At 60.4% G+C, this 21,121-nt stretch carries 22 protein-coding genes and 1 tRNA gene; 6 read left to right on the top strand and 17 right to left on the bottom strand.

All coding sequences use genetic code 11. The features are described from left to right. The first annotated feature begins 374 nt into the window (after positions 1-374). From CVS28_RS19920 to CVS28_RS09515, 5 genes are all read left to right on the top strand, one after another. Positions 375-1,139 (top strand): helix-turn-helix domain-containing protein, encoded by a 765-nt coding sequence (locus tag CVS28_RS19920; protein ID WP_207767490.1) that lies wholly within the window; start codon positions 375-377, stop codon positions 1,137-1,139. Further along, positions 1,136-1,525 (top strand): integrase core domain-containing protein, encoded by a 390-nt coding sequence (locus CVS28_RS19915; protein WP_207797185.1) that lies wholly within the window; start codon positions 1,136-1,138, stop codon positions 1,523-1,525. The genes CVS28_RS19920 and CVS28_RS19915 overlap by 4 nt, the downstream gene beginning before the upstream one ends. Before the next feature lie 544 nt (positions 1,526-2,069). After that, positions 2,070-2,465: a hypothetical protein gene (locus tag CVS28_RS09525; RefSeq protein ID WP_103481355.1), complete on the top strand. Its 396-nt coding sequence runs from the start codon at positions 2,070-2,072 to the stop codon at positions 2,463-2,465. Positions 2,466-2,586: 121 nt separating this feature from the next. Further along, positions 2,587-2,850, top strand: a complete 264-nt coding sequence (locus CVS28_RS09520) for a hypothetical protein (protein WP_103481354.1) — start codon at positions 2,587-2,589, stop codon at positions 2,848-2,850. Positions 2,851-3,617: 767 nt separating this feature from the next. Further along, positions 3,618-4,448 carry a tyrosine-type recombinase/integrase gene (locus CVS28_RS09515; RefSeq protein WP_165788117.1) on the top strand — a complete coding sequence of 277 codons (831 nt, stop codon included), beginning with the start codon at positions 3,618-3,620 and terminating at the stop codon, positions 4,446-4,448. Between the two features lie 51 nt (positions 4,449-4,499). Here CVS28_RS09515 and CVS28_RS09510 read toward each other — a convergent pair. Beyond that, positions 4,500-4,575, bottom strand: a tRNA-Arg gene (locus tag CVS28_RS09510). Between the two features lie 171 nt (positions 4,576-4,746). Here CVS28_RS09510 and CVS28_RS09505 point away from each other — a divergent pair. Next, positions 4,747-5,202, top strand: coding sequence for an Ltp family lipoprotein (locus CVS28_RS09505; RefSeq protein ID WP_103481352.1), 456 nt, complete (start codon positions 4,747-4,749; stop codon positions 5,200-5,202). A gap of 157 nt (positions 5,203-5,359) precedes the next feature. Here the strand turns inward: CVS28_RS09505 and CVS28_RS09500 are convergent, their stop codons facing one another. From CVS28_RS09500 to CVS28_RS09425, 16 genes are all read right to left on the bottom strand, one after another. Then, entirely contained in the window at positions 5,360-5,710 is a 351-nt protein-coding gene (locus CVS28_RS09500) for a hypothetical protein (RefSeq protein WP_103481351.1), read from the bottom strand. Continuing rightward, the gene (locus CVS28_RS09495; protein WP_103481350.1) at positions 5,707-6,648 is read right to left on the bottom strand and encodes a hypothetical protein; all 942 of its coding nucleotides are present in this window, start codon (positions 6,646-6,648) and stop codon (positions 5,707-5,709) included. Before CVS28_RS09495 ends, CVS28_RS09500 begins: the two co-directional genes overlap by 4 nt. 18 nt (positions 6,649-6,666) lie before the next feature. Continuing rightward, positions 6,667-7,128 (bottom strand): hypothetical protein, encoded by a 462-nt coding sequence (locus CVS28_RS09490; RefSeq protein WP_103481349.1) that lies wholly within the window; start codon positions 7,126-7,128, stop codon positions 6,667-6,669. 33 nt (positions 7,129-7,161) lie between these two features. Continuing rightward, the gene (locus CVS28_RS09485) at positions 7,162-7,503 is read right to left on the bottom strand and encodes a hypothetical protein (RefSeq protein WP_103481348.1); all 342 of its coding nucleotides are present in this window, start codon (positions 7,501-7,503) and stop codon (positions 7,162-7,164) included. A gap of 9 nt (positions 7,504-7,512) precedes the next feature. Beyond that, positions 7,513-10,452 carry a hypothetical protein gene (locus CVS28_RS09480; protein ID WP_133159092.1) on the bottom strand — a complete coding sequence of 980 codons (2,940 nt, stop codon included), beginning with the start codon at positions 10,450-10,452 and terminating at the stop codon, positions 7,513-7,515. Further along, positions 10,445-11,536: a hypothetical protein gene (locus CVS28_RS09475; protein ID WP_103481346.1), complete on the bottom strand. Its 1,092-nt coding sequence runs from the start codon at positions 11,534-11,536 to the stop codon at positions 10,445-10,447. The genes CVS28_RS09480 and CVS28_RS09475 overlap by 8 nt, the downstream gene beginning before the upstream one ends. An 8-nt stretch (positions 11,537-11,544) precedes the next feature. Continuing rightward, a complete protein-coding gene (locus CVS28_RS09470; RefSeq protein WP_103481345.1) occupies positions 11,545-12,603 on the bottom strand; it encodes a hypothetical protein in 1,059 nt (352 codons plus the stop codon). 11 nt (positions 12,604-12,614) lie between these two features. Then, positions 12,615-14,048, bottom strand: coding sequence for a hypothetical protein (locus CVS28_RS09465; protein ID WP_103481344.1), 1,434 nt, complete (start codon positions 14,046-14,048; stop codon positions 12,615-12,617). Then, positions 14,045-18,094: a peptidoglycan DD-metalloendopeptidase family protein gene (locus tag CVS28_RS19680; protein ID WP_165788116.1), complete on the bottom strand. Its 4,050-nt coding sequence runs from the start codon at positions 18,092-18,094 to the stop codon at positions 14,045-14,047. The genes CVS28_RS09465 and CVS28_RS19680 overlap by 4 nt, the downstream gene beginning before the upstream one ends. 22 nt (positions 18,095-18,116) lie before the next feature. Next, a complete protein-coding gene (locus CVS28_RS09455) occupies positions 18,117-18,500 on the bottom strand; it encodes a hypothetical protein (protein ID WP_103481343.1) in 384 nt (127 codons plus the stop codon). Between the two features lie 50 nt (positions 18,501-18,550). Next, positions 18,551-18,892 carry a hypothetical protein gene (locus CVS28_RS09450; RefSeq protein ID WP_103481342.1) on the bottom strand — a complete coding sequence of 114 codons (342 nt, stop codon included), beginning with the start codon at positions 18,890-18,892 and terminating at the stop codon, positions 18,551-18,553. Positions 18,893-19,055: 163 nt separating this feature from the next. Beyond that, positions 19,056-19,292, bottom strand: coding sequence for a hypothetical protein (locus CVS28_RS09445; protein ID WP_103481341.1), 237 nt, complete (start codon positions 19,290-19,292; stop codon positions 19,056-19,058). Between the two features lie 87 nt (positions 19,293-19,379). After that, positions 19,380-20,048 (bottom strand): hypothetical protein, encoded by a 669-nt coding sequence (locus CVS28_RS09440; RefSeq protein ID WP_103481340.1) that lies wholly within the window; start codon positions 20,046-20,048, stop codon positions 19,380-19,382. Between the two features lie 51 nt (positions 20,049-20,099). Continuing rightward, positions 20,100-20,507, bottom strand: coding sequence for a hypothetical protein (locus CVS28_RS09435; protein ID WP_103481339.1), 408 nt, complete (start codon positions 20,505-20,507; stop codon positions 20,100-20,102). Next, positions 20,504-20,785 (bottom strand): hypothetical protein, encoded by a 282-nt coding sequence (locus CVS28_RS09430; RefSeq protein WP_103481338.1) that lies wholly within the window; start codon positions 20,783-20,785, stop codon positions 20,504-20,506. The genes CVS28_RS09435 and CVS28_RS09430 overlap by 4 nt, the downstream gene beginning before the upstream one ends. Next, entirely contained in the window at positions 20,785-21,120 is a 336-nt protein-coding gene (locus CVS28_RS09425) for a hypothetical protein (protein ID WP_103481337.1), read from the bottom strand. Before CVS28_RS09425 ends, CVS28_RS09430 begins: the two co-directional genes overlap by 1 nt. Position 21,121: the final 1 nt, after the last annotated feature.

Raw genomic sequence — 21,121 nt, 5'->3', positions numbered from 1 at the left:
CGAAGCTAAGACGGATGGCGCCAAGGTCAAAGTGAACCTTGCGGAGCCCGATACTGGGACGATCGAAGGCCCTACTGTTGCCCGAAACTGTCCGGCCGTGTTCGGGAGGGTGAGAACCGCGGCATCTAGACACTTTTTGTGACTGAATGGTAAAAAGATGAGTGTCACGGGCTGAAAAAGATGACCAGAAACTCAGGAAAATTCTGCTGAATTAGATGAGTTGGGGAATTTTTTACCCCTCAGAGGTCCTGATCTTTGGGCTAAACTCGCAGGTCAGAGGCCCTTTTGTGCCCCGGGCGGTGTGTGGTTTCAATACATCGTTGACTTATGTGTCGGGACATCGTTGACAGCTTCGATGATGGGTAATGTCATCCGTGGATCAGAATCGTGTCATCGTGCTCGCCGTGCTTCAGATGGGCTTGACGCCCAGTGAAGCAGCCCGTCGCTTCCACGTCAGCCGGCAGTGGGTGTACGTATTGCTGGCCCGCTACCGAGAACGTGGTGAGGCAGGGTTGGAACCCGGGTCGCGACGCCCCAGCCATCATCCTGGCACCGTTTCTGAGGACGTCCGAGGCAGGATTCGTACCCTGAGAGCTGAGTTGGAGACAGCCGGACTGGATGCTGGTGCGGAATCCATCGCTGACAGACTCCAACGCCAAGGCATCAATCCTCCAGCGGTTTCCACGATCTGGCGGATCCTGCGCAGCGCAGCCCTTGTGGTGCCGCAACCCCAGAAAAGACCGCGATCGTCATGGCACCGCTTTGAAGCGGCGCAACCCAACCAGACCTGGCAGTCCGACGTCACCCACTGGACGCTGGCAGAGGGCATCGACGTTGAGGTCATTTCCTGGCTTGATGACTGCTCCCGCTACCTGCTCCACATCAGCACCCATCCGCGTGTTTCCGGGGTGACAGTGACCACCACGCTCACCGCCACGGCCCAGGAATACGGATATCCGGCCTCGACTCTGATCGATAACGGCATGGTCTACACCACCGGCTTCGCCAACGGTAAAGGCGGGCCGAACGCCTTCGAATACCTAGTCAAAAAGTTAGGGAACACCCAAAAGAACGGCTCGCCTTATCATCCGCGCACCCAAGGGAAAATTGAGCGCTTCCACCAAACACTAAAGAAATGACTCGCCCAGCAACCCCAGCAGACAGTTGCTACGACCTTGATCAGCAACTGGCACGTTTCCAACACATCTACAACCAAGAACGACCGCACCGGGCCCTGGGCCGCAAGACACCGACCGAGGGTTACACTTCACTGCCCAAAGCTGCACCAATGGCATCAAGTGAACGTCACTGGCGGGTTCGCTGCGACAAAATTGACGACGTTGGCACGGTCAGCCTGCGCTACGAAAGCACGATGCGCCATCTAGCCATTGGACGAGCCCATAAGGGTAAACACGTCATTATTCTCATCGCCGGAACCGAAGTCATGCTCGCCGACACCCTCACCGGCGAACTCCTTGCAGAACACACCATCGACGCCAGCAAAAGCTACCAACCCAAAAAATAACAGAAGCTCCCTCCCGAAGGAGAGAGCTTCTGTCAAGTATGCCGCGACACATCACATTGTGCCCCGGGCGGTGTGTGATCTCAGGACATAGTTCCCAGGTGATACTTCCCCGCTGTCTCGCGACATACTTCCGACCATGTCGATCGGAGAATAAGCACAATCGTCATGGGCCCTCACCGGTGCCAGCGCCCCATGGCAAGGGGATGTTTCTGGGCAAGCATGGTGTGACCCCATGGCCGTATCACCAGCGATGACAGGCAAGAGACCATGCTGCCTCCAGGCTTGCCAGACGGCAAAAAGAAACACCCCGATCCGAAGACCGAGGTGTAACTATTTTGTACTCACATGAAGTGAGAACGATGTCGCGGGACATAGTGGGAACTATGTCCCGCGACATCACATTGTGCCCCGGGCGGGAATTGAACCCACGACCAAGAGATTACATGGCCGAGGGTTCGGAGGGTGTGGACAACGTCGTCCCCCTCTGGTCCAAGCAGCCCGAAGAGCCAGCGTTTGAGGACTACGAATGGGCGGCGGCAGTAGCATGAGCGCCGACACATGCCCGCCGTTCTTCGTGCCCACCCGGTCTGAGTGCAACGCCATGAAGGAACAGAGCCGCAGCGAGTTGCTGGCCGCCGGCATTAGCCCTGAGCGTTGGAACCTGGACGCGATGGGGTGCTCCCACGGTGACCGCCTTAGCGACCACATTGAAGACGTCGAGCCGACTGTCGTCGAACTAATGAACAGTGCCGCGTTGGACACCGAGTACCACGACCATTGGGAACGTCGGCTCTCAGACCCTGAGACGGAAACATGTGGTGGGTGGAGCGGCGAACCGAACTTGCTGAACTGCGAGCGGCCGCGCGCCCATGCCGGCGCCCACGCCGCTGTGCTGGGCATGGACTCTAACGCCAACGACTGGGTCCGGTGGTCAGCATAGTGCGCCGGCTACTTGCACGCCTGCGTCGGGCCTTCCCGCGCACCAAATACCACCACCGCGTCAATGGGCCCGTGGTCATCAACCCGGACGAGCCCGTCCGCATCCACGTCTGGGGAGACAAATGAGCGCCACCACTGACACCACCACGCCCTGCACGGACTTCCTAGCTTGGCGAGCCGCCGTAGACGCAGCCGCCGCCCTGCGAGCGCCCCTGGTTGGGCGCCGTGTCCAGCGTGTCAGCCGTTTCGTGGATGACTATGTGGGGCCGAAGGGCTGGATCAAGGATGTTACGGCGTCAGGGTTCAAGGTCTCCTGGGAGGTCCCGGACGACAGGCAGGGCCGTCGCATTGAGATGGCCCATCCTGATGATGTGGTGTTTATCTAGCCCACCTGCTTTAACTCATAAACCCGGCCAGCGCTACCAACACTGTCCGGGTGAGGCAATCAGTCATGCGAAGCTCCTGATTGCGCGTTCAGTCTATCCTGCCGCGCCGCCACATGCCATAGCCCTGCCTGTTTGCCTCCTCGACATACGTTTCGAGGCGGTACGGCTACCCCGCCTGGTCCCTGTGGCCACTCAACACGCTAAGCCTGTTCCTTGGGCTGCTTACTGGGTCAGAGCCAGCTCTTCATCGAGCGTACGGGCAGGGGCGATAAAGCGTGCAGTAAAGACGTGAATGCGAAGAAGTGCCAAGTCCGACCGTCCGAGCCTTTCTAAGGGGCTGGGACCAGATCCGTATGCATGCCGCCACTGCCGGGGAGTAATGACCCTGGTGCTGATACGACACGACCGATGACCGACGCGACCGACGCGGTGGCCACCAGTTATGACTTCAGTTCTGTTAGTCCCCTTCACAACACACCTGTGTTCTGGAGCGGGGCGAAACAGGCTGAAGTCTCTCCTCCCAACTCCCTCTACTCCCTCTGCGGTGGCAGCAAAACAGTGCCACACAGTACAAAGAAAAAGAGCTTGAAAAACAGTGACCCTCGCGGACACTGAACCCTCACCAGGAGAGGGCAAAACTTTCAGATCATCATTAAATAAACTCGATGGTTTTTGGCTATTAATTTACCAACTAACCAGTAGAAGCACACTAAGCATGGGGGTAAAACATGGACACAAACGCGGTACTTGACTACTGGGCGGCGTGTATGGCATCAGAAGGACGAAGCTCACGCACCGTCAGCGAGCGGATGTACTTCTTCCAGAAGCTCGCCAGGGAAACCTCGGCCCTCACCGTCGTGACCAGGCAGCAGCTCATCCATTGGACAGGCGCCCAGGAATGGTCCCATTCCACCCGCGCCCACAACCGGTCCGCTCTCTATGTCTTCTTCACCTGGATGCAAGACGAGGACATCCGCCTGGACAACCCTGCAGCGCGTCTCCCGAAGGTCAAGACCCGCAAGAGAGAACCCAACCCCTTCAGCGTCGAAGAGATCCAAACACTCCTGAACTCCGGGATCTACTCCAAGACCCGGGCCATGGTAGCCCTGCACTATTACCTGGGGCTGCGAGTCTCGGAGATCTCCCGCGTCCACGGCAATGACGTGAACTGGGACCGCAAGATGCTGACCACCGTCGGTAAAGGCACCAAGCTCGCCAGACTCCCCGTCCCCGAGGCCGCATGGCCACTGTTCCTGGCCATGCCACGCACAGGCTACTGGTTCCCGAACCGGGCAGCCAACAGGCTCTGGCCAGCGGGGGAGGGGCACATCCTGGGCAACTCAGTCAGTGACCTCCTCGCCCAAGCCATCCGCAGGGCAGGCCTCGACCACCGTCCTCATGACCTCCGCGCCGCAACCGCCACCGAAATGCACTCCGCCGGCGTCAGTGCGTTCACCATCCAAAAAGCCATGCGCCACTCCAACATGGACACCACCACCCGCTACCTGGGCCTCACCGTCGAGCAAGTCCGCGACGGCATATCCACCCTCCCCTCGGTGACCATGCCACAACGCAGCGGCCGCAAACGCGCAGCCTAACCAGGACACACAAAAGCGGGGCCAGCACTAGGCTGACCCCGCTCTTTTATGTGGTGCCCCCGGAGGGAATCGAACCCCCGACCGGTGGATTAGAAGGCCACTGCTCTATCCCCTGAGCTACGAGGGCAAGCACCGCCAACAAGCTTAGCAGGATGACTGCACCCCCTGCGCGGAGAGAAACCGCCCCACGGCATCCCGGATCGAGACACACACTGCCGAAACTTAACAATTCAAAGAAAAACACAGCGCCACATAGACTACTCTTTCACACGCTCTCACCACATTATTGGGGAAACAAATGAAGAAGATCCTTGCCGCTCTGGCTATTGCTGCGGCACTCGCGCTTACTGGTTGCTCTGCAGCTACAGAAGCCGTCGATTCTGGCAAGGCTGCCAGCGCCGAATCTAAAGCCGCCGCCCCGGCTGCGGAAGAAAAGAAAGCTGACGATGTTCCGAGTGAATACAAGTCGGCGTTGAAGAGTGCCGAGAACTACAACACGATCATTCCTATGAGTAAGGCTGGCCTTTTCGCCCAGCTGTCAAGCGATGCTGGTGATAAGTTCTCTAAGGAGGCCGCACAGTATGCCGTTGACAACATCAAGGCTGACTGGAATGCGAACGCTCTCAAGTCTGCGAAGAACTACCAGGACATGATGGCTATGTCTCCTGAGGGTATCCGCGAACAGCTCACGAGCGAGGCTGGGGACAAGTACACGGCCGAAGAGGCTGACTACGCGATCGCAAACCTCGGATAACCACAAAAAACGGCCCCGCCCCAGTCTGGGGGCGGGGCTTTCTGCTGCCTGGGCACCGTGGTGAAGGGCTGCCTGGGCAGGGTTTCGGTGCCGGGCCGTGTTTTGGGCGCAAAAGAAGCGCCCCACCTGGTGAAGGGTGGGGCGCTTCTTACGGTTGCTATTCTTTGCCGTCGTCGCTGTAGATGACTTGGCGGTCCCGGCTCACTGCGGCGTGATAATCAGTAGTCAGCGGCGGGTCGGGTTCAGTCAGCGGCGGGTCGGGCAGCGGCTTGGGCGCTTTGCCGAGGCGCTGCAGATAGCTGGCAAGTGCCACCAGGACGGACTTGATGACGAGCACACCGACCGCTCCCCAGAACACCGGGGACAACACGTCTCCGCTGTTCAGCAGCAGCATCAAGCCCGCGCCGATGGCAATGAGGGCATCAGTACCGAATCCCTGCCACAGTGTGCGGAGGGCCCGCTGGATCGCATCAGCCTTGTCCGCCTGCGCCACGCGCCGGCCGGTCACTGTGCGACCTCGTACTCAGCCGGACCGTCCAGTACGGGGGCGATCTCTTCGGGCTTCTCGATGGAGATGTCCACCTTCACCACACCCTCGGCAAGGGCCTTCTCCGCGCCCTGTCGAGCAGCCTCAAGCACGGCTTCAAGGTCAACATCCGTGCCCACAGACAGCTGCTTGACTACCTCCATGAGGCCTGCCACCTGAGCGCGGGCGTCAGTAATGATCCTGTCCCCGTTGTCGTTGGCCGTGGCCTGGGCGAACACCTTGACGCTGTAGGCCTGCTCGCGAACGGTGTCGCCCAGCTGGGCGATACCCACACGGACCTCCCGCACGATGGTGGCGCGCTCGGCCTGGATGGCCTCCTGAGTGAAGGTGTTGATTGCGTGAACGTCTGCTGCGGACAAGGTGTCCTCCTTGGTGATGGGTGTGATGCCGGAGCCTTGCCCGGTCGTGATGGTGGTGATGCCCCACGGGGCGGTGGAGTAGACGTCCGAGGTGGTCTCCCAGATGGGATCGCCCCAGAAGTAGTCATAGCTGAAGCTGATGTGGATGTGGTCGTAGTGCGGGCTCGTTCCCGTGTACTTGACCCATTGCCAACCGGTGTGGTCGCCCGCGATCTGGCCACGGTGGATGATGTACGCCAGACGGCCGGCCCGGCCTGACTTCCATTCCTTGTAGCCGAGCTGGCGCAGGTGCTCAGAGAGGTCGATGGCGTCCTGGATAGGGATGCCGGTCCCGTCGCCCTCAATGTCCACACCAATGTCCAAGGCATGGGCGTAGCCATCAGCGTCGGCGTTGTGGGAGCTGATGTTCCAAGTCGTCGGTCCGGACCCGGCAACGAAGCCTTTGTTCTCGGCGCAGTCCGGCCAGCGGGCCTGCACCTCACGCCACATCGTCGACGCGGCCGGGACCGGCTTTCTATACGGGATGGTCAGGTTGACCATGAAACCTCCTTAAATGGGTCAACCACCCGGTGGGGTGGCTGGTTGGTGTGTGGGGTGGCGTCGTTTGGGTTTTCCGGGCGGGTCTGGCATTCCGTTTCGGTGCCATTCCTCCCACTCCGTGGAGTAGTCCCGCTCGTAGCCGAGATTGCCGTACAGCTCATTAAATTTCTCGTCCATGCGCGCCTCGCGGTGTGCCGAATCCCGGTTGCTAGTCTGCAAAGTCGTGATGATCTGCTGCTGCGTGTCATACATTTGCTGGTCGCGGGCCATCGCCATCTCCCGCTTCTTCCCGTCAAACTCTTCTTGCTGCGCTGCAATTGCCAACTCATGCGCGGCGGCTTGTGCGGAAACATCGTTTTTGGCTTTGCGCTGGGAGACCCCCCATGTGCCGAGTGCTGCAATCAATGCCAGCGCAATCGGTACACCGACTTGCACCGCTACTGGTAGCCACGAGGCCAGCGCGTGCGTTTCACCTTGCATTCGTCACCGCCGGCGTAGTGGGCCATATTCCGGTCATGGTGTGTCCGCGAATCGATGCCTGGCAACGGAATCCCATTTGGACCCGACAATGTAGCTGATGTCGGTGTCGAGGACTTGGGCGGTGTCTACGGTTCCGCCGTCGATGGTGACCTTCTCCGCGATCTCTGGCATGGTGGCCGCGAAAGCCGTCATCATCTCGATGGGGACCATCGGGTTGTCGAGGACCCAGTCACGCATGGACAGCCCCTCCACACTCGCGCCTTCGGGGACATCGGCCATGTACTGGGCCTTTACTGTGAGTGCTGCTGTGACCCGCCAGATGAAGTCTTGGTGGTCTCGGGCACGGGCGAATTTGAGTAGCTGCGTGTCAGTCATGCTGCCTCCTTATTTGGTGTACGAGATTTCGATTGTCGGTCGTGCCGCGATCCCGTAAGTGTTGTAGCTGCCGTCGCCTTCTAGATAGACGCCCCGGTAGGCTCCGGACTTGAAGCCAGCAAATACCGATGAAGGCAGATCTACCCAGCGCGCGCCGGGTTTGGGCCAGCCACCCGAGGTAGTTGCGATTCCTGAGCCACTGAATGACCCAGGAATCGCTGTGTGCCCGTGCAGCCCAATACGGGCGGTGCCACCCGCGTTGTTGTACCAATGGCTGAAATTGAAATAGACACGGATGTAGTTGACGGTTGCGCCGCTAAGGTCCGTGGTCATGTCCGGGTGCAGGCTGATGGACTTTAGATTTCCGTACCCTGCCGGCGACAGGCCTTGGTACATGTTTCCGGTGTCGAAGGCGTATTGGGCATTGGACCCTTGGTAGTTCATGGAGTTCCATGACCCGTACTGCCGCACGTAGGTGTTCTTGGGTGGCGAAGGGGCCACCGTGCCATTCATGTGAACCCCGTTGTCGAGATTGCTGCGTGCCGGGCCGACGTCCTCAACGACAAGGCGGGTAGGTACCGATCCCGACCCGCGAAAGCCTGCCTGCCCACTGTTGAGAACTTGCAAATAGATCAGGAAGGACACCGTCTGCATGGTGCCAACGGCAAAGAGTTCCTGCACGATCGGCGCTTCAAGGTCTGTGCCGGTCGCGGTTTCCGTCAAGCCCGGGCTGCCAATGGTGGCAAAGCCGCTATTGGTGTATTTGATGCCAACGGTTACTCTGGTGCCTGCATCCAGCCCGACCTTCACGCCGGACGTCCACACCTTGTAGATCCGACCAGGGTAAAGAACCGCCTCGATCCTCAGATACGGGATGATATTTCCGAAGGTGGCATTGACGGTGGACGACGTTGCCCGATATCCGGCAGCGATGATTCCTCGTGGCATTCGGTCGAGGACGGTTTGCAGCTCTTCGCCTCTGTACCAAAGCGCTGATGTAGCGTCTATTTGGTCGCCCACCACAACCCCGTCCTGGCTGATAGTTGCGGCCAGAGACCCATCAGCGCGGCTGACGGCAAAGTAGTCGTCAGTGGCAGCAACACCAAGGCGCACCACTTCGGTGGGTGCGCCGCCCCCAGGGTTGGCGGCGAACACCTTGAATCCCAGCGGCGACATCTCCGCGTGCGTACTGGCAGGATCCCCAGCAACAATCTTCGTCGCCAGAACAAGCTCTGTCTCCAGCGCCTGGGCCGTCACTGTCCCATCCACCGTCAACTCACCCGCGTTCATACGAGTGGCTGAGGCCAGCGACCACCACACCGTGCCCGTGGTGAAGGTTGCCTGTTTGAAGAAGCCAAAAGCCCCGTAGACAGCTGCTGGATCAAACACCGACATGAGCGTCAGCTTTGCCCAGGTGTTCGCGGCAATGCCATCGTTGCCGGCGGATCCGCTGCTCTGTTTGAGCTGGTTGGTGGACACGGTGGCGCCGCCCGCCATGGTGGAGCGGGCGTAGACTCCTAGTGCCCCGGCGGGGATTGCCACGTTGGATTTCACCCACACAGAGACACGGTATGCCTCGCCACCAGTCAAGGGCACGTTCTGCGAATAGCGGCCGGATTCGCTGGCGTTCGGTGCGACTTTGAAAGCCGGGCCAGCGTTGTAGCCCTCTGTTGGGGGGAACGAGTACGGGGCCGCTACAGATCCCCAGTCGGTTCCGGCATTGCTAAACGTGGGGTCAGGAATGACGTTGTCGAAAGCGCCGACTGCGAGCATCTGCGTGGTGATCTTGTAGGCGTTGACGACGTCGGCCCACAGCTTGTTGATGACAGCCTGGTCCATGACGCCCGACCCGGTGACCCGGAGCTGCTTCACGTCCAGCTCTATGAACTGACCTGCAGCGGCCGCGATCTTCTGCGAGACCAACGTAGCAATGACAGCGTCCCCCGCGGTCAGTTTACCCACGTCAAGGTTGCTGATAGCGCTAGTGGTGATCAGGGAGGACTGCCAAGCCGTACCTGTCCAGTACCACTCACTAATGACGTTCTTGGCCGCGTCGATCCGGCGCCACAGGTCACCGGGCGCCGTGCCCGTTCCGGACGGTGCTGCCGTGTCGTAGAAAACTTTCCCTTTAGTCCCCGCCATTGTCAGTGCACTGGTGGCGGTGGCCTGGGCGGTACCTGCCGCAGTCTGGGCATCCGTCGCAGTGGACTGAGCCGCTGTCGCGGCAGAGGCCGCACCAGCGGCTGCTGCAGCGGCATCAGTCGCAGCCTTGTCCGTCACAGCAACCCAAGTCGTTCCAGTACTCCAGCGTTTGGGCGTGTTAGCCCCACCGGTCGTATCTATCCACAGCGTGACAGTATTCCGGTCAGCCGCGTCCGGCGGCGCGGACTGGATGAGAGTCTTGCCTTTGGAGTTGGCGATGCCACTAGCCGCGAGCGCGTCTGTTGCTGCTTGGTCGGCCGCAGTCTTTGCGCTGTCTGCTTTGGTTTGGGCTGTGCTGGCGGCTGCGGCCGCGTTGGTGGCTTTCCCGTCCACGTTGGTGATCTGCCCGAAGGCGGTCGTGATGTCGGTTTCGGCGTCGGTTAGGCGGCCGGCAGCGGCTTCGAGGTCTTGCTCGGCGGCGGTCAGCCGGCTGCCGAGGAAGCCGGCGTCGGTGATCACACCGTCGTACTTGGTATCGAGGTCACCGAGTTTTGCGTCCACGTCGATCAGTGCCTCGGCGCGGGCCTGAGCCTCGTCGATGATTGCTTGACGGTTTGCGGCTAATTCTGCCTCGGTAGTCGCGGCTAGTTCCTCCCGCGATGCAGACTCATCTTTTACTGCCTGGGCGACCACGGTGGTTCCGGCCCATGCTGCACCGTCGCGGCGCTCCGCTAGCCGGGCTGCCTCTTCTTCTCCTCGCATTCCGTCGGTAATGTCAAACGGTTTCGGTACCAGGGAACTACTCAACGGGTTCTCCGATCCTTGCCATTGTCGGCTTGTAAATGCCCGTCTTCGGAGTCAGTGACCATCCAATGACCGGCCAGGCCTCGTTCAGCTGAAGTTGTGGGGTGTCAACGATTACCCGGGCCGCATCGCCGAGGGTCAAGTCCCCGAGGCTGGTAAAGTCCTCGGCTCCGAGGGGGTTCCGGGCTGTTGCGGTCAGGACTTGCTGGCCGCCAAAGACGTAGCCGGCCAAGGCCCTGGCATGGCTGTTTAGGGTGGTTTTGTCCTTCACGCTGGAAAACGCTTTGCGATATTCGACCCTGGGCCAACCAGCGGCCTCACGTGCATGGTCAATAACCGGGTCGGACATGACCCGGTCTACTCCTTCACCGTCACCGACAGCAACCACATGGGTCGCGTACTGGCCCTCACCCCACGGCTCCTGGTAGTCGAAGTCGGTAATGTTCTGGCCGGTCTCCAAAACATGGGCGGGGTGCTCGGTCCGGTTACCCAAGTGTGGGTAGCCGGTGCGGACGATTTTCCGCACCCAGCTGTGTGTGTCGTCGCCCCACACGACGTCAATGGTCCAGTCAAAGCCCTGCAACACGGCGGAGAGCTCATTGACTCGGTCGTACACGCGGGCATTGTCTGCCGTCGCGTATGTCCGGTCCCGGAGGATGCCGGTGTTCGGGCAGTCGTAGTCGAGACCAATCCCGCCGGCCGTCATGGATTCCACCACGGATTGGAAAATGCGGGCCTGGTCCTTCTTGGCAAAGTCCAGATCCGGCACATACCGGCCAATCAGTGCCGCCTCGGTCGTCCGGCAGGGGAAGCTCACCTTGGATGAGGTGTTGCGTCCACGGGACTGTGGCACCCCGTTCCACACGATCCTGTCAGCATCATCAACCACCAGGATCAAAGAGCGCATCGGAAGAATGGCCTGCTCCCACGTGTCGCTGACCAGCTGACCGCGCCCATCGAAAAGGGGAAGAGACAGTGTCCCTTCCCCGTACATTTTCAGATACCTTGTTAGATCCGATGCAATGATCATCGGCAGCTCGTCCAGCACCTTGCCGGTGAAAAATTCACATATCAGGAAGCGGTACACGGGCGCCCCTATCCGATGCGAGTGATAGCCAAATGGCCCGTGAAAGTCTTATTGCCACCAGAGCCGTGATGGATGGAGAAGACAATGGCGGTACCAGCCTGAAGCCACACCTGACGGGAGACTGTCCCTCGGTCCTCGCCTGAAGCAATACTCGCCCTGGCGGTCACATCCCCTGCGGAGAATTGAACATAGGACCGGCCGGAAACAGCGGTCGTAAAGGCTGCTGTGACTGCAACAAGGTACAAACCCTCATCGCGCACGTTCACCACATCACCGGTGCCGACCGTGGCAGAGAACGCCGGATCGCCACCTTTGATCACGGTCCGGGTCCGGGCCCCCATACCCCACACCTCATTGGACGCAGCAACTTGCGCCGGCCCCGTGTACTCCACATGCAAAGCAGTAGAGACCGGGGACCATTTGGTGCCGTCGCAGATGTCCACGCCACCGCGATCCATGCGGTAAGCCATTAGGCCGTTCCACTTCGGCAGGGCGTCACGTTCAGCCAGCGTTCGTACCAAGATAGGAGCGCCAGCTGCGGCGGTAAGTGGGGCCGTAATCGTGATGGATGGGGAACCAGCACCGGACTTGGGCATGTCCGCATACCCCAGATCGATGAACGGTGACGTAGGTGCGGCAGGGAATCCGCCACCCGTGGCCGCCGATGCGTTGGGTGTCCCATCAATGATCCGCAGCTGCGCCTTACGCCCAGCACCACCACCATTGTCCGGGTCCAGGATTTCCAGCACCACACGGTCCCGGCGCGGATTGGTGACATCGGCAGCCACCAATGCCCCGATGATGGTCACCGCGGCGACCCCGGCCACGTACGCGCCCTTCGCGGTGCCGATCACGCACCCGCCCGGGCCCGCAAGTACGTTGCTTCCGGACAGGGACAGGTCCAAGTCCCGCACGTTCAGAATGCCGGTGCGTGAGCTCCCCGCGGTGGCTCCTCCCACCAGCTGGTAGCCCTGCAGGCGGCGCAGTTCCTCCGCGTCATAGGACGGACCCACCCCGCCCGGGGCGTTGATCCATGACGGGTCAAGGGCATCTTTCACAGCAGCCATTGATGGCCTCCTTAGTAGCTTGCGTCGGTCCAGAAGACCGTCATAGATGTAAGCGGGTCATACACGGCAGCGTCCAGCGACAACACCATGCCTGAGTGGGGCGTGATCCACGGGCCACGGAGTAGGTTGCGCCTGTTCACGGCCGAGTTGAACTTGACCGTTCGTGCGTCCATATCAACGTCGAGCCATTGGCCAGCGTCAAGGGTGATGTCCAGCGGCATCGAGCCACCGTCACTGTCCCGGATGATCGGTTGCACGGCTGGCCCATCGATACGCACTAGGACAGGAGGTGGCGCATCACCAATGGTGTCGATGGTGACCGATCCGTTGACCACCGTTGCGCCGATACTGAACGGGGCTGACACTCCACCTGACCGGGTTGCCAGCGAGGGCGAAAGATCTGCCGCCCCAGACCACGAATAGGAAGCCCCCGACACGGCCGGAGTATCCCCATCAAAGTAGGTGCCGGCCGCGGGGACGTCCTCAACAAGCAACCCGGTGAACTGGAAGAACTGCCCAGCCGTGCTCCCGGTCTTGAGGATGTAGGCGGTATAGGAGCCAGTGGTGGCGCCCGTGGCCGTGACGGTCAGGCGCTGCCACGTACCGTCGCCAGTATGGCCGGGGGATTCCACGTTCGCGACGGTTCCCGAGCCTTGAATGCTGACCCTGACACCGGCGATGGACGTCTTGACCCAGATCGAAAATGTCCGCTGAACTCCCGGCGCCACGGACGAGGAATGGATATTCGCGCCCGTGTCACCAGCGTAGGTCGGCAGTGTTGTCTTGATGCTGGTTAGGCCGGTTCCCACCCCGACTACGCCGTCGTTTGCTACCAACCCGTTCGTCGCCCCGTTGGCTGCATCATATCCAGTCAGATTTTTAGCCTGCGGATTAGTACACAGGTTCGTGCGTACTACCGATGGGCCCGGCAGTTGTAGCCCGCCCGTCGTCGACGGCAGGAACGCTGACTGCTGGTGCTGGTAGGGGGTGGAGCCATCACCGCCCAGCTTTCGGGGATCCGGGGCGACAATCTGTACGGAAATATCAAACTGATAGTTGGAGACCATGCGGACGTCTGGCTTGCCCTCCTGCTGCACCATTCGATGGCACACCACCCCGCCGTCGGACAGCACTAGCGGCGCTGTCTGACGGACAGGAATGGCAGCTTTGAAAGCAGCAGCCGCGGCCTTCGCCAAAGCACGCCCTGTCAGCAGAGGGAACCCCGCCGCCAGCAAGTACCCCTTGATGACCATTGGGTGAGACTCCAAGAACGTCGGCTCAACCCGCCCTCCATCGGCGAACTCATTTTGGTTCACCGCGCCCGTTGAAGAAGGAGGGCTATCCCAGTTTTCAACGTCCTCCACCAACCAGCGGACGCCGGCCGGGTCGGTCCCTGAAAGGTCGAAACCATCCAGGGACCAACCGATGCCATGATCTAGCCTCATCCGATTCCTCTCATCGCTCGAGCAAGTGCAAGCAACTGCGCCTGTTCACTAGACATGGCCTGGACAGTGATACCGCGAGCGCCCTGGACTGCTTTTGTGAGGCGGTCGAGTGCTGCGGCGTCCAAACCGCTACCCTGGGCACCGCGAGCAGCCAGTGCTTGCAGCGCCCTGTCCTGCTCGTTGGTGTAGATTGCTTCCGGCTTCCCGGTCGCGTTCATGATTTGTGACAGGCCCGGGCGGAGGATTCCGCCTTGGTCGTACAGGATCGGGTTGAGGTGGGCACCTTGCTGGGCGCCTGTGACGGCGCCGAAGCCGAGCTTGTCCTTTGCCCAGTCGATGACGGAACTGAAGGCCTTTTTACCGACGCCGGTGACGGCGTCGATCATAAATCCGCCGAGCGGGAATGCTCCCTTGATTTGGCCCACGATCTTTTCTGCGAGTCCTGTGAGGGCGCCCAGTGGGTCCAGGAACCCTCCACCGCCCTTGGGCGTTTCAGCGCCTGAGAGGTAGCCGAGCGGGTTGATAGCGTTGGGCCAGCGCCCGTTGTAGGCTCCAAAGTGCAGGTGTGGTCCGCTCGAGATTCCGGTGTTGCCGGACAGTGCAATCTGCTGCCCTGCCGCCACCATCTGCCCCAGCTTGACGCCGATCTGAGAAAGGTGGGCGTACCACTGCTCTACACCGTCGCTGAGAAGGTGCACCTCGTTTCCGCCGCTGACACCTGGCGCCGTAGCGCCCGGCCCTGCATGGGTAATGCGGCCAGCTCCTGCAGCAAACACTGGGGTGCCGGTGCCGACGCCGATATCGATGCCGTCGTGGAATGCCGTGAAGCCCTGCGTCAGGGTCATGTTTTTGACTGGGTTTACGCGGCCGCCCTTGGCATAGCCAAGTTTGGACAACGCGCTTGCCCCGAATGTGTTCAATGAGTCCAGCAAGCCAGGCGCACGACGCTCAATCCCGCGACGCGAAGCCTTGTTCACAACGAACTCATCAGCATGCACAACGCCCGCCGGCTGATACTTGCTACCAGGGCCAGTCCAGCCGCCCTCGGCAAAACCGGCGGGCTTGGCTACGTGATCCAGTTCCGTGATGCCGGGCAGCATCTTGGCGACCTTATTGAACGTGTCAATCAGGCCCCCGTTGATGACCGTGTCGATGATGAACCGGACAGGCGCCTTAGCAATATCAAGCAACTTGTCCCAGATCGACTTGACCCCATCAACACCCTTCTGGAAGGCGTTGGGTACGTCCTTCTGGATCGCTCCCGCGAGGAAATCAAAGACCGGCTTGATGCCGTTGTTCCACACAGCGCTGATAGTGTCCCTGATGCCATTCCACACAGGGTTGATGATTGAGTCACGCAACCAGGTGAAGACAGCGCCCAGAGTATTGCGGACGAAACCAACGACAGCGTTGAAGATGATCTGAGTGCCTGACCACCAGGTCGTGATGACGCCTGCGATGAAGTTGAACACTGGCATGACTACCGAGTCACGGAACCACGTAAACACGGCGCCCAGAACTGTCTGGATGAAACTCACCACGTTGTTGAAGGTTCCGGACACCATGCCCCACCACCAGCTGATGTAGCCGACAATGAAATTGAACACTGGCATGACTACCGAGTCACGGAACCACGTAAACACGGCGCCCAGAACTGTCTGGATGAAACTCACCACGTTGTTGAAGGTCCCGGAAACAATGGCCCACCACAGCTGTGCCGCCATGATGATCCCGTTGAAAACGGGCTCCACAACGCCGTGCCAAAATTCCATGAATGCCGGGGCAATGATCTCCTTGAAGACCGCCACCACCAGCTGGAAGATGCCACGGAAGAACAGGTAGAAGCCGTTCGCGATGACCATGATCGAATCGAAGACAGGCTTGATGATGGACTCGTAAACCCACACAAATGCCGCGGCCACAGCTGCAAATACAGCCTGCACCGTCGCGGAGATCTGAGAGAAGTTCTTCACCACCCACTGGACGATGAACCCCAACGGACCCAAGATGATCGTCAACAGAAGGCCCCAGTTTTGCTGGATCCAGTCGATCACGTTGGCAATCGCGTCCTGTACCCAACCAACTGCGACTTGGACGGCCTTTGCTGCACCATCCCAGACGTCCTTGAACCACTGGCCGACAGCCTGCAGGGCCGGAACCAGTGTGTTGTTCCACCAGGTGACCACTGCCGCAACAGCAATCTGGATTACCGCGAAAGCGTTCTTCACGATGTCTTTGCCCAGGTCTGTCTGGGTGAAGAACCAGATCAGCCCACCCACGAGCAAAGCGATGGCGGCGATGATCAGGCCGACCGGGCCCATGGCGAACTTGATTGCCACACCGAGTAGCCGGGTAGCGACCGTTGCGGCTTGCTTCGCAACGGTCCAAGCGGTTTGAGCAGCGGCGGCCGCCCACGTGGACACTGTTCCTGCGACAGTAGTGACTCTGTCTCGAATTTTGGCGGCGATGCTCACATTCGTGGCAGCAGTGCTCTGGCCGGTAGCAATGGACAGAGCCGTTTCGGCGCGGACTGACGCGTAGCGGAGAATGTTGTTCGCCAGCAGTACTGGAGCCGCAGCCACCTGCCCTGCCTGGAGGAAGAACTGGGACGAGGCCAGCATGTTTGTGGCCACACGCCACGCAATGAAGCCGGTAACAATTGCTGGCATCCACGCAATGATCGTGTCCACGTTGTCCGCTAGGAAGCCCAGACCAACCACGAGGAAGTTCAGGGAGACGCCGCCAAGCTTCACGAACGCACCCGTAATGTTGGGCAGTTGACGGCCGAACTCAGCAAAAGCCGGGCCCAGCGTGTGCAAAGACTCGCCCATGCTGGCAAAAGCGCCACCCACAGTGCCGCCCGCCTCCGCTGCCGAGGACTTGAAAGCATCCCAGGAGGAGAAGTTCAGCAACCCCAAGCCGACACCGATGCTGAGGAATCCTTCGCGGACTCGGAAAAGAAAATCCACCAGCTTCGAGTCTTCCTCGACACCGAGTCCGCCGATGAAGTCTCCCTTGAAGAGGATCGACGCCGTTCCCTTGAAGGCCTCAGACAGGCTGATGAAGCCCTCGCGGAGCCGGAACAGGAAGTCGACCAGCTTCGAGTCTTCCTCGACCCCCAAACCGCCGGTGAAGTCGCCCTTGGCCATGATCGAGTAGATCCCCATGACAGCGGTGCTGGCCTTCTCCATGCTGGTGCCAATGGCGGCGCCGACGACTTTGGCTTTCGCCTCGAGCGGTTCCATCCAGGCAATGAGTCCCTGGAAGAACTTCGTGAACAGCGGGTAGACGCCTGAGAGCAGATTCGCGCCGATGCGACCAACGGAGGCCATGGTGTTCTTGAAAGCGCCCTGCAGGGTCTTACCGGACTCCAGCGCCGCCCCACCCATGCCCTTTTCCATGGCTGCCTGGAAGGTTTCGAAGTTGATCTTGCCCTCTTTGGCCAGCTTCAGAGTTTCCTCTGCTGTGGTTCCAAGCTCCTTGCCGAGCAGCTGCACGATGGGGATACCAGAATCAGAAAGCTGGGCGATCACATCGCCTTGAATCTTGTTCGAGGAGGCAACCTTGTTGAAGATCGCGCCCATGTCCGACATGCCAACACCAGCAATAGTTGCTGCATCGCCGGTGAGTTTCAGCGTCCGCTCCAGCTCCTTGCCTGGGACAACACCAGCTGCCACAGCACCCGCGGCCACGGTTGCCGCCTCGTCCATCCCGAACGCGGTCCCTTTCACGGACGCCGACGCGTTCTTCATAATTTCCGTGACGCTCTCAGCGGTGTGCCCAAGGCCCGTGAGCTTGGCCTTCGCCTGCTCAATGGCCTGCAGACGCCCAAAGCCCTTCGTGACTGCCAAAGCAAGCCCCGCAAAGGCAACGCCGGCCGTAGCCTTCACCGTCGTAGCGAGGGCGCCGCCGAGCTTGGTGCCCATGGATTTGCCAGCGCTCGTACCAGCAGCTTCTGCAGACCCGTCCACCATCTGGCCGATGGCGGCCTGGGTGCCCTTGAATAGCGGCTTCACTTCAATCTCAGCGATACCAACTACCGGCATGAGGACCTCCAATATTTAGCTATCAATAGTCGCCGGGGCCGAAGCCAAGGAGGCCGGCCATATCAGCGATGAACTCTTGCTCTTGTGCTTCTCTAAAGCGGTCAATAGCGGTGCGGGGAGTCGGGAACGGTTTCACATGACCCGGCTTGCCGCCGGCGGCCGCAATCTGGGTCTGCTGCAGGGTCTTGATGCCATCCAGCATCTGGATCAGGATGACGTTCGTCAGGTTGTAATCCGAGATGCGGGGGCTCCACGGCTCAGTGGGCTCCGGCTGTGAAGCAATTGCTTCAGCCAGATCCGGATCATTGGAAATGGCCTCGTTGAGTCGGGAAGCGCTGGGTAGCCCATCGATGAGTTCGAGGAGGGCCACCCAGCGCCTGTCGCGGAACCAGACCGCCAGATCCACGCCATAGACCTGTAAGAGGTCAGCGCGGATCTGGGGCCGGAACCGGCCGATTAGCTCGCGGAGGCGTTGCCTTCCCCCGGCTTTCCAACGGTCTGCTCGTAGTAGTTCTGAACGCGCTCAATAAGGGCGCTGTGCGTGCGAAGAGTGAGCTTGGCTTCTTTGTACTTGGCGAAGTCGTCCGCGGACAACCAGCGCTCCAGCGCGTTCAGGTCAGTACCGGCGCTTTCCATGTCCTTAATGAACGTCTCGGCCTCGTCCACGGGCAAGTCAAAGATGTCCGGGAACGTGATGCGCTTCCCGCCCCTGAGCGCCAGCACGAAGGGTTCAGGCTTGCCGACCTCCGCTTCAAGCGCTGCGAGAGTCAGACTGATGTTTGGCTTGTCTACAGCCATGGTGTTGCCTCCGGATGGTGAGTGTTTTTGGTTGAGTGAGTTGATACTGCTGCTGCCCTGCCGCCTTGAGGGGTGCGACCCCTCCGGCGTTCCCCGAAGCTACCCGGGCGTGCCGCCGTGACCGGTCCCATTGCCAGCCATCAGCGCACAGGGAAGCAGGGAACTACTTGGAAGCTTTGGTCTTGCTGACGGCGCCGGCAGCCTTTGCTTCGATGGACGGGGCGTCCGATGTGACCCTCTCGTCGGTATCCGGCGCAACTGCCGGCGCATCGGCTGCGGGATCTTCGATGGGTGTTGCTTCGGGCACGACGGCGTAGCCTTGGGCGCGCAGAGAAACGATCTCAGGCGCGTAGCTGGTCGTCACCGTGTGACCGGTCTTGCGGTGCTTCAGTGTTGCCACGATGGGCCTCCTTGCAGGTTCCGGGCGGTGAGATGTTGAGCGGGCCGCGCCACCACCACCCGGAAGAATGGCGCGGCCCGCGGCTTGTTACGGGGTGGAGAGCGTGTAGCCCAGATCGACGTTCGCGGCCAGGGCGCCGGTGCCGCCCAGGTAGTGGCGGACGGGTGTGCCGATTTCCTCGTCGGTGGAGACAGCAAGGTTCAGCTCGGACGAAATTGCGCCCTCGGAGCCCCAAGCTTCCTCGCCCGTGGTGGTCAGCTTGACGACGCCGTATCCGCGGCCCATGACCCACTGGGCGGCCGCTGGTCCATCGACACCGATCACCAGCAGCCGGTATTCACCGTTGATGGGCAGGTCCGGCTCGTCCAGGACGATTTCACCGGTGACGGGGTCCTGCTCGACCCCGCTGAAGTCGGCGCCCATGCGAAGTTCGGACATGTGCTTCTGGCCGTGCTGCAAGGGCGTGACCGTGATGGACCGGAGGACCTTGGTCGTATCTTCACGAATGTTCGAGGCGTAGCCCATGGCATCGACTGCTGAGGACTCGACTTCTCGAGTGAATTTGTAACCATCGGGAGTAACGAGGCCGATCATTTTGAAGCCCAGTGTCTTCACATCGATCAGCGCACCGGTGGGGAGGAACAAGGCATCGGGTAAGACGACGGTCAACGGCGCGATGCAAGCAACAGCCTTCTGGACCTTCCGTACAAGACCGCGCTTGTCAGCGCCGACCCGCATTTCGTCAAATGTAGTCATAGCAAATAACCCCTTTCAAGGGCTCAATATGGTTTGTTCCCCGAGCGGGGCTTAGATCGGCCGTGACGTCATCAAGAACGTCGCCGTTGCCTTGTTGAGAATGTCCGACTGATACGGGATGTCAGTCGGGACCTGGTCAGGTTTGATGTTGTCGATGTACCCGGAGGGCGTTTCAATGTCATCGCCACAGATGCTGGCCTTGATCGATTCCAGCGTGTCCACGGCTTTCTCACCAGGTGCGTAAACATCGATGGCCATGCGATCGACACGATCCACGAACCCCTCTGACCCTCCGGGGACTGCATAGATGATGGCAATGGGGAAGGGGCCCTCCATGGCACCAAGCTCATTTGCTGGTTCCTGGTAGAACGCATGGACAACGTCGCCCAAGTGCTCATCGCCGTCGATCAAGTCGAAAAGACACGATCGCGGGTTTGGGAAAACGAGACCGTCAGTCATGAGCCCCTCGTTTTCATGTGGCCAGCAATCCTGGCCAGTACCCGATCGCGGCTGCCACGCCACGACGGAGTAGTCTCACTGACCGCAGCACCAGCGCGGCGCTCGTTCTTCCAGCCAACAATCACCGTCCGGGGAGTCGCCTCGTAGTTGCCCTCCGGGTCAGCTCGGTTGGCAGCGGTCGCCAGCTCTCGAGCAGCCGACAAAGCCACCTGCCCAAGTGCTGGCGCCTGACCCAAAGCCTTCATCCCGGCCTCAATGGATTTGTAGCTCTTCGCCATCAGCCCATCACCAACCCAACTTCCCAACCATGCGGCCACTCACCAGGGCGCCCCTCGACCATCCAGTCACCAGCCATCCGAGCGCCAGCAGGCACCCGAATGCGGTCCTTGGGCAGGAACCGGAACCCGTCTTCGGGATCCCGGTAGAGCACGGCGGTTGAGGCCACCACGTCCGAGCGATCGACAGGGTCAGCTGTTGCTCGGGGACCAATGATGCAGTCCGTTGCGGGGATCTCCTGAACGGGCAGCGGATTGCCTTTGGCGTCCTTGCCCTCGCCACGAAGGACGATGACATCAACGAGCCAATCGCTGGGGAACATGCTCACAATCTCCATG

Source organism: Arthrobacter glacialis, assembly GCF_002909415.1.
Taxonomy (GTDB): Bacteria; Actinomycetota; Actinomycetes; order Actinomycetales; family Micrococcaceae; genus Specibacter; species Specibacter glacialis.
This window is presented reverse-complemented; position numbering and strand designations above follow the sequence as displayed.

Coding starts and splice junctions, on each gene's coding strand:
- CVS28_RS19915 (WP_207797185.1), top strand. CDS start 1,136: ATGACTCGCCCAGCAACCCCAGCAGACAGTTGCTACGACCTTGATCAG.
- CVS28_RS19680 (WP_165788116.1), bottom strand. CDS start 18,094: ATGCCGGTAGTTGGTATCGCTGAGATTGAAGTGAAGCCGCTATTCAAG.
- CVS28_RS09470 (WP_103481345.1), bottom strand. CDS start 12,603: ATGGCTGCTGTGAAAGATGCCCTTGACCCGTCATGGATCAACGCCCCG.
- CVS28_RS09505 (WP_103481352.1), top strand. CDS start 4,747: ATGAAGAAGATCCTTGCCGCTCTGGCTATTGCTGCGGCACTCGCGCTT.
- CVS28_RS09520 (WP_103481354.1), top strand. CDS start 2,587: ATGAGCGCCACCACTGACACCACCACGCCCTGCACGGACTTCCTAGCT.
- CVS28_RS09435 (WP_103481339.1), bottom strand. CDS start 20,507: ATGACTGACGGTCTCGTTTTCCCAAACCCGCGATCGTGTCTTTTCGAC.
- CVS28_RS09485 (WP_103481348.1), bottom strand. CDS start 7,503: ATGACTGACACGCAGCTACTCAAATTCGCCCGTGCCCGAGACCACCAA.
- CVS28_RS09425 (WP_103481337.1), bottom strand. CDS start 21,120: ATGGAGATTGTGAGCATGTTCCCCAGCGATTGGCTCGTTGATGTCATC.
- CVS28_RS09440 (WP_103481340.1), bottom strand. CDS start 20,048: ATGACTACATTTGACGAAATGCGGGTCGGCGCTGACAAGCGCGGTCTT.
- CVS28_RS09495 (WP_103481350.1), bottom strand. CDS start 6,648: ATGGTCAACCTGACCATCCCGTATAGAAAGCCGGTCCCGGCCGCGTCG.
- CVS28_RS09490 (WP_103481349.1), bottom strand. CDS start 7,128: ATGCAAGGTGAAACGCACGCGCTGGCCTCGTGGCTACCAGTAGCGGTG.
- CVS28_RS09515 (WP_165788117.1), top strand. CDS start 3,618: ATGGCATCAGAAGGACGAAGCTCACGCACCGTCAGCGAGCGGATGTAC.
- CVS28_RS09450 (WP_103481342.1), bottom strand. CDS start 18,892: ATGGCTGTAGACAAGCCAAACATCAGTCTGACTCTCGCAGCGCTTGAA.
- CVS28_RS09430 (WP_103481338.1), bottom strand. CDS start 20,785: ATGGCGAAGAGCTACAAATCCATTGAGGCCGGGATGAAGGCTTTGGGT.
- CVS28_RS09465 (WP_103481344.1), bottom strand. CDS start 14,048: ATGAGGCTAGATCATGGCATCGGTTGGTCCCTGGATGGTTTCGACCTT.
- CVS28_RS09525 (WP_103481355.1), top strand. CDS start 2,070: ATGAGCGCCGACACATGCCCGCCGTTCTTCGTGCCCACCCGGTCTGAG.